This window comes from uncultured Kluyvera sp. (genome assembly GCF_902485085.1).
GTDB lineage: Bacteria > Pseudomonadota > Gammaproteobacteria > Enterobacterales > Enterobacteriaceae > Kluyvera > Kluyvera ascorbata.
On the sequence record NZ_CABTJS010000168.1, the window covers coordinates 1 to 12,734 of the forward strand.

The following is a 12,734-nucleotide window of genomic DNA, read 5'->3' on the forward strand; positions in this document are numbered from 1 at the left end:
ACGCTGAATTATCAGACACCGTCTGAATTTGCAGCGGGCTGGAGAAAGGGTCATTCTGAGAATGAAGATTCCGACGTTACTAACTGAGTGTTGTATCTAATCGTGGGGGCAGGTCAGTCGTTTTATTAAATCCGCGCCGTTCCTTTAACTGGTTAACCCACTGATTCATATGACTATCATTGTTATTCGTGGCAACTCTGACGACAGCGCGGGCACCATGAATAAAAAGTGTTCGCAGATGCTTGTCGCCTTTTTTCGTCATATTCATCAGCACCTGCCTGTCGCCACTCGAATGCTGGCGTGGAACCAGACCCAGCCATGCAGCAAAGTGGCGGCCATTCTTAAATTCAGTTCCTTTGCCAATAGCAGCAATAACGGCCGTGGCCGTTTTAGGGCCAATGCCTTTAACTTTGGCGATACGCTGACAGGCTTCTGATTGCCTGAATACTGTTTCAATTTCCTTATCAAAAAAATGGATCCGACGCTCGAGATCGTTAAAGAGATCATAGAGTTCGGCAATCGTCCTGCGCATTCTAACGCTAAGACCATTTTCAGCATCTTCAAGGATAAGCGGAACAGCACGACGAACTCTTGAGACTGCCGCGCCGATTGTTATTCCCCGATCAAGCAGCAGTCCCCGGATTTGACAGACTGTCGCAGTACGATGATTGACAATACGCTGTCTTGCTCGGTGCAGAGCCTGAATATCCTGCTGTTCAGGGCTTTTCGGTGGAACAAACTGCATCGTAGGTTGCATCAGAGCCACAGCTATCGCCTGCGCATCGTTACCGTCATTTTTTTGCCCCCGGACAAAAGGTTTTACATATTGGGGGCTGATGACTTTTACGTTATGACCCAGTTTCTCAAACTCACGCTGCCAGTAAAATGCCCCGGTGGACGCTTCGATCCCAATCAGACATGCAGGAATAGTTGCCAGCGTCTGGAGCAATTCTTTTCGGCCAGTGCGTTTCGTATAAACCGGTTTGCCGGCCTGGTTTAACCCGCAGATCTGAAAAACATTTTTAGCCAGATCAATACCCAGAAATACGATATTCATGGTGATTCTCCTGGTGAGCACATTTCGTACAGTTAACCGTAGAGGGAGGAGGTAGTCCATCCCATTAACTGGAAGGCAAAATATGGCGGGATGGAAGCGGCCGATATTAAAAAAATCAAAGACCTTGAGGATGAGAATCGACGTCTGAAACAGATGTTTGCTGATCTCAGCCTTGAGTGCCGGGCACTGAAAGACATCATCGAAAAAAAGCTTTAAAACCAGCGATAAAGCGTGAACTCGTCAGCTATCTGACGGCACAATTTGCCATGAGTTTACGCCAGGCCTGCAGGACGTTATCGCTGAGCAGGACGGTCTATTTTTACCAGCCCGATACCCGACGTGATGAACCGGTGATCTGTGCGCTGACTGAACTGGCAGAACGCTATCCGCGCTACGGTTTTAAGAAGTTGTTCCAGCTGCTGCGCAGGCAGGGCAATACCTGGAACCATAAACGTGTTCACCGGATTTACTGCCTGCTGAAACTGAATTTTCGTCGCAAGGGAAAACAGCGGCTGCCAGTGCGTAATCCAGCACCACTGGCGACACCGCAAGCATTAAACCAGAGCTGGTCCATCGATTTTATGCACGACGCCCTGGTCTGCGGCAGACGCTTCCGGACCCTTCAATGTGGTGGATGATTTTAACCGCGAAGCACTGGCGATAGAAATCGACCTGAATATCCCGGCTCAGCGAGTCATCCGGGTGCTGGATAGGATCGTGGCAAACCGCGGCTACCCGCTGAAGATACGGATGGACAACGGGCCAGAGCTGGTCTCACTGGCGCTGGCACAATGGGCCGAAGAACATGGCGTGCAGCTCGAATTTATCAAACCGGGTAAGCCGACGCAAAATGCGTTTATCGAACGGTTCAACCGGACATACCGGACAGAAATCCTGGATTTTTACCTGTTCAGAACACTGAATGAAGCACGGGAAATCACCGGACGCTGGCTGATGGAATATAACAACGAGCGACCTCACGAATCCCTGAACAACCTGACGCCGGAAGAGTACCGGCTGATGGCTGAAAAACCGGAATTCTCAAAAAGTGTGTGGAACTAAAGCTGGGATACTTACATGGCTACCGAAGTATGATGAGGGTGTTCGAGCCTAATATTGTGAACCGGTGAAAGCCGGTTTTCTTAATCAGAAAGAACTAACCTTGATTAGAACACATAACCCTTCACCAACCAATCATCAAACAATTAATTGAAATTTAAGGAAAAAAACCATAAGTGAACAGTATGCACAATTTTGTGTAAAATCTTTCTTTTACGCCATACAAAATGAGGAAAAGACATGTTTCCCAGTAGGCCTGACCCGCATCCATTAGATTATGATTGGAGGTTTAGTTATGATACATCTGTCCAACTCGTAAATTTATGTGGCCCACAAACAGTTTTATGTTTGGGTACTCCTTCAATTGCATCATTATTGGCTCGTAAATTTAGACCTTATTTATTAATCGATAGACATCCAATACAGGAAGTAAATAAACACTTAACCATTGATATTAATGTCGAACCTCCATTTATCGGAACCACTTTCCAAAACGTTGTAATGGATCCACCTTGGTATTTAGATGTATATTATCGCTGGTTAAGTTGGGTCGCATTTTCATGTCATAAAAAATCAAAAATATTATTATCTATTTGGCCTGATGATACGAGACCTAATGCAGCAGAGGAGAAGAAAGCTTTATTCAAATGGATTAACAGTTGGGGTGAAATAAAAATAATTAATAATTATCTGTGCTATGAAACCCCTATCTTTGAGAAACATGCGTATATGTTGTCACATGATATTGGCATTCGAAAAGGAGACTTGGTAATTATAACTTTAGAGTCTAAACCATCATTACAAGAATTAATATTAACTGATGAAAAGTGGTGTCGATACATTTTAGACAACTATCAACTAGCTATCAGACTTGATGGTAACTCTAGAAGGTCGAACAAAACTCACATAGGAAAAATTGAGCAAGCCTCTGGTTGGATTTGGCCTTCAGTAAGCAAAAGAGCAATTGGGAGGGAATATATTGAGCTTTGGAGTTCAGAGAATGAAGTAGCTTCTATTGATAATCCGCTTCAACTTGTCTCATCAATTGATGAAATGATAACCACGGGAAAAATAAAACCTGTGATTAATAACTTTCCAGAGCTGTTAGCTTGGGATATTCCACACCCACCATTTTCTAGGACACACAAATGGATTCAAACGTGCTGATATTGAGATTTAGAGATCCAGAGGAAACAATCAATACTGTTTCTTCTCATATTTCAATTATTAATGAATTAGGAGCTGTTCGCTGGGGGTGGTGGAAAAAGGATTCGGAGATACTGACGCAACAAGAGTCTAATTTTCTTCATGATTATGATTTAGAATATGTTTATTTAATTAACCGTGATCTAAATAAATTATATAAAGCAACATTATCTGGAATAAGTAATACATCTCCCAGTGAAAAACAATTGCAACAAGTTCCTGATTATTATAGAGAAAGCATTCATAAAATACACAGGTGGTTTGTTTTTACAAAAATAGAGCAATTAGATAATTACTCAAGTGATTATGACAACCTTTTTGCTGAAGCAGGTAACCCAACATATTTGATTTGTAACAATAACGTTTCTTCACCTCAAAAAAACAAGACGTCAAATAGAAAGAATCTTGAAAAAAACAAATTATTAATATTATCTGACTTACATTTTGGTGAAGACTTTGCGTTCTGCCTAGAAAATGAACTCCACCAACCTGGGCAAACAAAGGATACTTTATCGAGAACATTGTATCGTGACTTACAAGAATTAAAAATCCAAAACGATATTGGTTTATTAGTTATTACAGGAGACTTTACCACAAAAGGAAACTGGACCCATGAACAAAAAGCAAGGATAATTTCTGAGCTTCATGAACTTTGTTCTAAATTGGGTTTAGACAAAAAAAACATTATTGCAGTGCCTGGCAATCATGACATACTTAGAAAAGTTGAAAGTGATTCAGAAAGCAATAACTCTCTGATTTATAATAATGTAAATAAATTATCTGACAATCATTTCGAAATGGATTTTAGGTTGTTCGTTCACCAACTCAATGGTAGGGGATGGGATGAAAATCTATCATACAATGATTATTATCATATTAAAAATCACAATGCAGATTTAGATATAACCATCCTTAACTCATGTAAAATAGTTCCTTATAAAGGAATGTCAGAATATGGATGTGTAGGCATTGAAGGGATTGACACTATAAGGCAACTAAAAGATGACGTTGCATCAAATGTTCAAAGGATAGTTTTCCTTCATCATCATTTGCTACCAGTTTACGACATTGAAGCTGTCGATAGGAAACCATCTTTATCGATAGATTCATTGAAAATATTAAAAAATGCGTTAGCTAAAAATATAAAAGTAGCGATTCATGGTCACCAACATATGTTTAGCATGGCTAAATATAATTTATTTGAACGTGGTCGAGAATGGCAGGAAAGAAATATAACCGTAGTCGCAAATGGAAGTACAAGTGTAAACGCAAACAGGATGATCAGTTCTGAAAGAAACTCATACTCTATACTAACAATCCACTCTGACCGCATAGAAGTACTTGTAAGAGAGCTAATGCATAATGAGTCTCCAGGGGTAACATTATTAACACATACAGTTTAAATATCCCATAGATGGTTAAGAAGACATACAAAACATTGGTATACATTTAGGTATACCAATGAAATTTTAATTTATTCAAAATCAATATAAGCAATACATTGATTAATTCAGGCTCCACCGCCCAGACTGAACTATGATAAGGGCTGTAAATAATCAGGACATACAAATCAATCTAACTCTAAAAGATGAACGAAAAGCCGACTGGCTACCGAAGTGCGATGAATACACTGCGGAACAAACTACCTAGACCGACTGATGCCGGTCTGGTTTATCTGTAAAACGGCAAGTGTGAACAGTAAAGTATTCACTGCCCACCAACCATTCACCACATAACTATATGAATATTTTATAATAAAACGCGTAGAGGACAGTGTTAACAGTTTTCCAAAAAAAATTTTCAGATAAACTTCATCACTAGTGCTTTATCGATAGATAGTTTATCAGCCAAAAGAATGTGTATAACAAACAATATCAAGACTTATAAAAACCAACAAATACATATAGTTATGATAAAATACACACTCCTGTGATCTCCGCCAAAATTACATTCAGCCTGCCTATAAATATCTAGCCATTTTACCGTATTAACATATTCATGCCTCGTAATCATAATAAACACTCCAATTAATTAGTTTATTAATAAGATAGAGGTAAAAAAATAATGAATGTTTATCAAAATAGAGGCCATGACTCAGGCATCACACAATTCGAGACAGGCACAAATTCCATTGCTGTATATTTTTCAGACGACTCCGCATATTTATATAATGCTACAGCTCCTGGTGTGCAAATGGTTGCAGAAATGACAAGACTTGCTCAATCAGGTGAAGGTTTAAATAGCTATATTAACCGTTACGTTCGCGCTAATTACGCACAAAAAATTAGATAAACACACCAATAAGAAATAATTTACCCTTTTGACTCCAGCCCTTTGCTCCTCAATGCCTCTCTCGCCAATGCCTTCGACCAACTGGCGAGACAAACGCCTTCCTCCGCTACCACGGCATACAACTGCCCCTTCAACGCCGGATCAATATGCATCTTGAACTGCGGTGACTGACCACCACCTTTTGATTTTTTTCGCGCGACACGATTGACATGAGGCCACTTCAACCTCCTTAGCTGGACAACGCTCTGATGTGCGGGAACACAAACAGAGCGTCTAACCTCACCAACGATCAAGGAATTGATTATGGCTAACCCGCATTCTACCCAAGACTTACCCGCAGCAAAAACCGAGCGCACGATAATTGTGGGATATCGCCCGCAGGGTGCAAACAAAAATACGCCGAGCCTCACCCTTTCCGGGAAGTGGCTGCGCGAGGCCGGGTTCGAAACCGGGCAACAGGTTAGCGTAAAAGTGATGGAAGGATGCATAGTCCTTATGGCCTATGGCGAACAGGAGCAGAAGCTGCTGGCGGAGTTGAAGGAGACGCAGCTGAAGCTGAAAGGGATTGAAGCGGCGGTGTCGGCGGTGCATTAAGAGTAAAGATGAACCTGTAAGTCAGACTTACAGGTTCAATGGTAAAACCGACAAAAAGTCATGGATGGTTATGTAATTTCTTACATGCTTTTGATTTTCGATTTGTGAATAAATAAATACATATAATATTCAGAAACAATGAAGCTATAAACAATACCAAAGTATAGTTATCGCTCCATTCTAGTTCAGTTACAAATCCAAAATTTCTGGTGTAGAAATGATACAGCCATACATCCGGCATAAAGAAACACAGGATGCTATAAATACCGAAAAGCATCAGCGTTTCAATTAACCAAATACATACATGCTTTTTGGGGTTCATTAATATACCTGTACCGTACCAAATGCTTTTAATTGTGGAGTGATCATAATAGACCCCGTTCGGAGCAAAGCGCCAAGTAAAACTCTATAATGTGAATGGTTGGGTAACGTTATACATCCATTACTTATACCTGATTGCCCGGCAGGATGTAGCCTAAAGGAGCCGCGCTGAACATTATCAATGAATGTCATATCATCGATCACACCATCTTCGCGATAAAGTGCAAACCATAAATCACGGTTTGATCCACTCTCCAGTTCTTTTATAAGGTCATGCCACCGGGATCTAAGCCCACCTTTCTGGCGCGTCACGATAAAATATCTACCGGGTGGAAGTGGTCCCCTTTCAGCAGTACTGGATTCCTCGGGGTTGTTTCTATATTTTCCAGCGTTACCAGAATAAGCAGGGAAAAAACCAATGCCAGGACAGCTCAGCGTTGAAAGCTGTGCGTTATTAAGGTGAAACGTACAGCGGATCATCGGTCGTTCCATGCATCTGAAAAGATGATATTCCCATCACAATGTTTCCAGGTTATTTTTTCGTAACGCAGCGCCACACTTTCAAGATGATTATGTTTTTCCATCACTGGGTCTTTTACGTCATGCATAAGCGGGCAAACTGAAACGACTTTCACACCTTCAAGTAACATGTTGAAGTATTCGACTTCCTGTCCAGCGTCGTTAATTTTGTACCACTTAAATTCTGCACTTTTTAGCGTCTGCCCTTTGGCTACTGCCTTGTATAGATATGGGCTCGAACTGTCGAACTCCTTCTCAAAAACGAGAGGCGTATGAACACGTGTACCGGTAATTTTTCCCGTGTTGCTATCGGTCGGTAGATGCAAACCATGACCGAAACCCATTATCTCTATACTGCCCTCTCGATCTTGAACATCAACAGCACCTTTAATATCAGCACCACCATCATCTTTAAGCCATAAATATGCAGGAATAGCCATATGCAAAACTCCATTTCATTGGTTTATAGAAATATTAATAGCGGGGATATCAAGATGAGACCAAAGCAAAAAATGCTATAGCCATTGGTTATATGTTGTTTATATTGATGCTAATTATTCCATCATTAATTTTTGCAAGAATGGAAAATGTATTGCAGAGCAATATCTCCAATTATGAAGCTAATCATTTACCAAAATAAAAACCCTCTCATTACACATGAAAAATACTCAACACATATTGATTGTGAGATATCGTCCGCAGGGTGCAAACAAAAACACGCCTAGTCTCACCCTTTCCGGGAAATGGCTGTGCGAGGCCGGTCGAAACCGGGCAACAGGTTAGCGTAACAGTGATGGAAGGCTGCACGCACACAGTATATAAAAAAATAGCCCCCAAAATTCTTCTATTGTTTTTGACTCTTATTGTTTTTCATAATATAAAATTTATTAAACAAAAGTCAGCACCAGTAAACGAATTATATAAATACTTGTTTAAAATCAATGCGTTGATTCCATTTGTTTATTTTAAATTATCAGTAAAATAATAAAAATATTATCACTACCCAAAAAATCCAGTATAAGAAACCAACGATTAACTATAACCACAGCCTATATACAAAAAATAACTTAAATTATTATTAATATCAGAAACCGCATGAATCCAGCATTGCCTAGAATATATTTCATTAGGAAAATTCTTACCAAGCGTGATAAATGCAACGACATTTAGCTCCAAAATAAAAATCATAATACAATCATAAGTTATACATGTCGTATTTATGTTGTTGTAACTGGATGAGGATTTCAGGAATGTCTCTAATCAAGTCGAAAAAAATAAAAGATAAAAAAGAATATAAAACATACTATAAACTAATTTCAATTATTTTCCTTTTTAACCAAACTGCTTTCGCTGCTCATACCGATGCATCTGGTAATGAAGTCGCGTCAAATGCAATACAAAGTATTGATGAAACAGGATCAGGATATTCTGGAACATTTGATTCAAACAATATATCATCAACGGACTCTCCTTACCAATTACAACAGAACTCAGGCTCCGGAAATGCAAATTCATATTCGGTAGTCAATCCGTTGACAGGAGGGAAATTATATTCCTCAGAGGCAGCATATTATTTAAAAAACTCTATTAGCGGCGACTACTCAGATGAGTTCTCAGCCGAAAACTCAGATGGCGTGATTCATTATTACGAGGGGAACTCGACTACAACTTCGGGAAAGTTCTCAGCATCCGGCACGGGAGCCACGCTAATTCTATATAAGAACTATACCGTTAACGCAGAGATTGATGCCAATAATGACTCGATGGTTTTTGTTAGTTCAAACCATGCATCTGGCGCGACAATATCATTAGATGCCTCTACTGCATATTTTGATAAAAATATCGCAACATCCTCAAACTTTACCATAAAGAACGGTTCATCGGTGACTATGTATGGAAACGATGCGGGTGAAGTTTCTGTGCTAAATAATGCGTCAACGGTTGTTCTTGACTCAAATTATGCTGCTGAATCAACCTTGATAAATGAGAATGGTGGCGTACTAACGGCAACAAACAATAATGCTCCAGGAACCACGATAATAACTAATAATGCAAATACAATATTAAAGAATAACGTATCCACAAAAAATATAATGGAAGTGAGTAACGGAGGCGTACTTTCAGGCGAGGGCAATGATTCATCAAATTCAAAAATAACCGCTAACAATTCAACGCTAAATTTCAAATCAAATACAGTAAATGATGCAACCATCACTCTGAGCAATAAAAGTCAGTTAACTTCAAATAATGACTCGGTAATCTCAACCGAAATAAATATAGACAAAACATCCTCTGCATATATAAATGAAGGGATAGCGACCAAGAGTACCATTAACAACGATGGTCACTTGGATCTTTCTAATAGTTCCACATCATCTGCCATCATAACAAACAGCGGGGAATTATCCTTCTCCGGAAATAGTGGTGATTCGGTAAATATTGTGAATGAAGATGCAGGGAAGATGTATTTAAAAGAGGGGAATAGCTTTACCCACTCGACATTAAATAACACTGGTGAATTATTCGCAAATGGACAGCAAGATGTTGATGGAAGCACATTAAATAATACAGGGATAGCATATTTAACCGATACGTTATTAACGGGTGATAGTATATTAAATAACAGTGGCTATATTTATTTACTATCTTCATCCGTGATTTCTTCATTAACAAATAGCGGAAATGTAATACTTAATTCCTGTTCATCCTGTGCTGGTTATACATTGACTGTTGATGGAAATTACGTCGGTAACCAGGGAACCTTATCTATAGGAACCGTGCTGGGTGGTGACGACAGCCTGACAGACAAACTGTCTATTAGCGGCTCAGCAACCGGAAAAACCTATGTGACGGTAGCCAATGAAGGCGGAACTGGGGCTAAAACGCTGGAAGGGATTGAGGTCATTTCTACCGGCAGCTCAACCTCTGATGCCTTCACTCAGAAGGGCCGTATCGTTGCGGGCAGCTATGAATATCATCTCCAGCAGGGGACAGCTTCAGGGGCAAATATGAACAACTGGTATTTAACCAGTAATGAAGTTTATCGACCTGAGCGAGGCAGCTATGCCTCAAACCTGCAGGCAGCAGCAACAATGTTTAATATGCGCTTGGAAGACCGAAAAGGAAACGGGGCTTATATCAATCCCGTCACCGGTGCGCGCCAGGAAAGTAGTCTGTGGGTACGTTCTGTGGGCGCCCATTCAGAAGGACGGATGTCAGATGGCCAGTCTAAGTATTCTGCAAACCGCATGGTATTTCAGATTGGGAACGACATTCTTAACGGCAGTCTTGGCATCGATGACGCCTGGAACCTCGGCATAATGGGTGGCTATGGGAAACAATACAGCAGCACCCTTAATAACCTATCGGGTTACAAATCAAAAGGTTCTGTGTGGGGTTACAGCACCGGAATCTACGGTACCTGGTATCAGAACGCGAAAGACAAAACAGGTCTGTATGCGGATAGTTGGCTTGCCTGGAATTGGTTTAATAACTCCGTGAAGGGCGATGAACTATCGTATGAAAAGTACAAATCAAAAGGTCTTACTGCTTCTTTGGAGACCGGATATACCTTCCATACCGGCTCGTACATGACATCAGGCGGCATGGTGAATAACGTTTACGTAACGCCGCAGGCACAGGTACTGTGGTCTGGGGTGAAGGCCGATGACCATACAGAAGCAAACGGTACGAAAGTTGAGGGCCGTGGCAGTGATAACATACAGACTCGTTTGGGTGTACGTTTATCAATGACTGGTCAGAGCCGTCTGAACAAAGGTACGGTACGTCAATTCGAGCCGTTTGTAGAAGCTAACTGGGTATACACCGCAAAAGATTATGGTGTGAAAATGGGTGATGAACGCTCTGACATCCAGGGTCAACGCAATGTAGCCGAACTCAAAACGGGCGTGGAAGGTCGCGTAAGCGAAAACCTGAGCGTGTGGGGCAGCGTAGCTCAGCAAATAGGGGCCAACAGCTATCAGGATACTCAGGGTATGCTGGGCGTAAAATACGCTTTCTAACGATCAAAGCTGAAGAATGGCCGGGTAAACACAGTTTTACCCGGCAAGAAACAGACACACAAGCCCTACTATTTTTAGGGAATGATCCGAAAACGCAGCGCCAGTATTATTCAAATCATTTAATTATTACTACATATTATTTTATAAAATATAAAATAAATTCCTTTTTTATACCCATGCTTATTATCTACTATTCCATTTCAAATAATCACTTAACCATTAAATATATCATATATTAAATATCTTTATTTTCTCACCCAATAAGGTGATGGGGGATCTATTTTTAATAAAAAAGTCTTAAGGTAAATTGGCGGAATATAACCACCTACTCTACTTTTATATAAGGGATTTAAGATTCATACGTCATTGTTTTACTAGGGAAAAGTAACACCTATGTAGAGGTCAATACTATGAACACGTCTTTCAAGTTCATTTTTTTCTGCCTGGCATCCGCCGTTATTCCCGCAGCAAACGCGGCAGTGGCAACAAATACCTTTCAGGTACAGCTCGTTATTACAAGCAGCTGTAGTGTCGCGCAACCTGCGGCGCTGAATATGGGGTCGGTGGCGTCCAATGCCACAACGGCCAACGGCTCAACGAGTATGGCCGTCACCTGTTCCAGAACCACGCCTTACTTTGTGGGTCTGACGCCGTCTTCTGCTAACGGCGGTGGTACCACCGGTAACGGCTTTATGGCGGGCACGACGGGCAACACGGATAAAGTCCCGTACCAGCTCAACCAGGACTCCGCCGGTACCAAACCGTGGGGCAATACCGCCACCTCCAGCAGCGCCGGTAACGGGGTCGGGGGAACCGGTAGCGGCCTGGCGCAGAGCATCACGGTATATGCCGTGGCCCCTAACGCCAACTTCAAACCCGATACCTATACCGATACGGTCACCATCAGCGTTAACTACTAGTTCAGGGACGGCACATGAATGGGAAAAAGAGTGCGCTTGCCTTTATTTTGGGGATGGTCTTCGTCAGCCGACTGGCGATGGCAGACGGCCTGCAGGTCACGCCCGTCAACCTGACGCTGCAACAAGACCAGCGGGCGGAGGGCATATGGCTGAGCAACACCGGCAGCAACCCTATCAACGCTCAGGTGCGGGTGTTTCACTGGAGCCAGAGCGACTATGGCGACAAACTCGCCGCGTCGCAGGGGCTGGTGATAAGCCCACCGATGCTGACCTTAGCGCCCGGCGGGCGACAGCTTATCCGCGTGATCCGCACCGGGCCGCCGCCGGCCACCGAAGATGCCTATCGGCTCTCCATTAACGAGCTGCCGCCGTCAGTGCCGAAAAAAAATGCCCTGCAGTTTGTGCTGCACTACTCCATTCCCGTCTTTATCCAGCCTCCGGGCGTAGCTGATGCCTTCGCCAAACTGCAATGGCAGATCCATCGCGAAGACGGGAAAGCGTTCTTGCAAGTCAGCAATCAGGGAGACGGGCACGCGCAAATTTCTGCGGTCAGCATTTTCTCCGCGTCAGGTAGCCGCAAAGAGATTACCCCGGGGTTATTAGGTTACGTGCTTCCCGGCTCGACGATGCGCTGGATTATTCCCGCCAGCGCCGGTGACGCAGGACAGGGAGGGAAGCTTGAAGTCACGGTCAATGGCAAAAAATCGCTGCAACCGCTATAGCAGGCCAACCTGGCTTTTAATT

Annotated in this window: 9 protein-coding genes and 3 pseudogenes; 8 read left to right on the plus strand and 4 right to left on the minus strand. The window is 42.2% G+C overall.

Annotated elements, in window-relative coordinates; all coding sequences use genetic code 11:
• Nucleotides 1-115: 115 nt before the first annotated feature.
• Nucleotides 116-1,057, minus strand: a pseudogene (locus tag RDN66_RS20305) (IS110 family transposase); the annotation flags it as partial.
• A 66-nt stretch (nt 1,058-1,123) separates the two neighbouring features.
• Here RDN66_RS20305 and RDN66_RS20310 point away from each other — a divergent pair.
• The 4 genes and pseudogenes from RDN66_RS20310 to RDN66_RS20325 all read left to right on the plus strand — a co-directional run.
• Nucleotides 1,124-2,119, plus strand: a pseudogene (locus tag RDN66_RS20310) (IS3 family transposase); the annotation flags it as partial.
• A 237-nt stretch (nt 2,120-2,356) separates the two neighbouring features.
• Nucleotides 2,357-3,283, plus strand: a complete 927-nt coding sequence (locus RDN66_RS20315; protein ID WP_202216953.1) for a hypothetical protein — start codon at nt 2,357-2,359, stop codon at nt 3,281-3,283.
• On the plus strand, nt 3,265-4,725 hold the full coding sequence (locus RDN66_RS20320) for a metallophosphoesterase (RefSeq protein ID WP_202216952.1): 1,461 nt from the start codon (nt 3,265-3,267) through the stop codon (nt 4,723-4,725). Before RDN66_RS20315 ends, RDN66_RS20320 begins: the two co-directional genes overlap by 19 nt.
• A gap of 661 nt (nt 4,726-5,386) precedes the next feature.
• The gene (locus RDN66_RS20325; protein ID WP_202216951.1) at nt 5,387-5,614 is read left to right on the plus strand and encodes a hypothetical protein; all 228 of its coding nucleotides are present in this window, start codon (nt 5,387-5,389) and stop codon (nt 5,612-5,614) included.
• Between the two features lie 20 nt (nt 5,615-5,634).
• Here the strand turns inward: RDN66_RS20325 and RDN66_RS24365 are convergent.
• Nucleotides 5,635-5,825 (minus strand): annotated as a pseudogene (locus RDN66_RS24365) (hypothetical protein).
• Nucleotides 5,826-5,917: 92 nt separating this feature from the next.
• On the opposite strand from RDN66_RS24365, the gene RDN66_RS20330 reads away from it, so the two are divergent.
• Nucleotides 5,918-6,208, plus strand: coding sequence for a SymE family type I addiction module toxin (locus RDN66_RS20330; RefSeq protein ID WP_308538144.1), 291 nt, complete (start codon nt 5,918-5,920; stop codon nt 6,206-6,208).
• A gap of 321 nt (nt 6,209-6,529) precedes the next feature.
• Here the strand turns inward: RDN66_RS20330 and RDN66_RS20335 are convergent, their stop codons facing one another.
• Nucleotides 6,530-7,009 carry a DUF2778 domain-containing protein gene (locus tag RDN66_RS20335; RefSeq protein WP_072011421.1) on the minus strand — a complete coding sequence of 160 codons (480 nt, stop codon included), beginning with the start codon at nt 7,007-7,009 and terminating at the stop codon, nt 6,530-6,532.
• A complete protein-coding gene (locus RDN66_RS20340; protein WP_035895992.1) occupies nt 7,006-7,488 on the minus strand; it encodes an Hcp family type VI secretion system effector in 483 nt (160 codons plus the stop codon). Before RDN66_RS20340 ends, RDN66_RS20335 begins: the two co-directional genes overlap by 4 nt.
• A gap of 810 nt (nt 7,489-8,298) precedes the next feature.
• Between RDN66_RS20340 and RDN66_RS20345 the strand changes: the two genes are divergently transcribed.
• The 3 genes from RDN66_RS20345 (at nt 8,299) to RDN66_RS20355 (ending at nt 12,712) form a co-directional block, all read left to right on the plus strand.
• The gene (locus RDN66_RS20345) at nt 8,299-11,070 is read left to right on the plus strand and encodes an autotransporter outer membrane beta-barrel domain-containing protein (RefSeq protein WP_202216949.1); all 2,772 of its coding nucleotides are present in this window, start codon (nt 8,299-8,301) and stop codon (nt 11,068-11,070) included.
• 410 nt (nt 11,071-11,480) lie between these two features.
• Entirely contained in the window at nt 11,481-11,990 is a 510-nt protein-coding gene (locus RDN66_RS20350; protein ID WP_202216948.1) for a spore coat protein U domain-containing protein, read from the plus strand.
• Between the two features lie 14 nt (nt 11,991-12,004).
• The gene (locus RDN66_RS20355; RefSeq protein WP_202216947.1) at nt 12,005-12,712 is read left to right on the plus strand and encodes a molecular chaperone; all 708 of its coding nucleotides are present in this window, start codon (nt 12,005-12,007) and stop codon (nt 12,710-12,712) included.
• Nucleotides 12,713-12,734: the final 22 nt, after the last annotated feature.

What these genes read in the sequence shown, in the direction of transcription:
- RDN66_RS20315 (WP_202216953.1), top strand. Translation starts at nt 2,357, where the DNA reads ATGTTTCCCAGTAGGCCTGACCCGCATCCATTAGATTATGATTGGAGG.
- RDN66_RS20320 (WP_202216952.1), top strand. Translation starts at nt 3,265, where the DNA reads ATGGATTCAAACGTGCTGATATTGAGATTTAGAGATCCAGAGGAAACA.
- RDN66_RS20325 (WP_202216951.1), top strand. Translation starts at nt 5,387, where the DNA reads ATGAATGTTTATCAAAATAGAGGCCATGACTCAGGCATCACACAATTC.
- RDN66_RS20330 (WP_308538144.1), top strand. Translation starts at nt 5,918, where the DNA reads ATGGCTAACCCGCATTCTACCCAAGACTTACCCGCAGCAAAAACCGAG.
- RDN66_RS20335 (WP_072011421.1), bottom strand. Translation starts at nt 7,009, where the DNA reads ATGATCCGCTGTACGTTTCACCTTAATAACGCACAGCTTTCAACGCTG.
- RDN66_RS20340 (WP_035895992.1), bottom strand. Translation starts at nt 7,488, where the DNA reads ATGGCTATTCCTGCATATTTATGGCTTAAAGATGATGGTGGTGCTGAT.
- RDN66_RS20345 (WP_202216949.1), top strand. Translation starts at nt 8,299, where the DNA reads ATGTCTCTAATCAAGTCGAAAAAAATAAAAGATAAAAAAGAATATAAA.
- RDN66_RS20350 (WP_202216948.1), top strand. Translation starts at nt 11,481, where the DNA reads ATGAACACGTCTTTCAAGTTCATTTTTTTCTGCCTGGCATCCGCCGTT.
- RDN66_RS20355 (WP_202216947.1), top strand. Translation starts at nt 12,005, where the DNA reads ATGAATGGGAAAAAGAGTGCGCTTGCCTTTATTTTGGGGATGGTCTTC.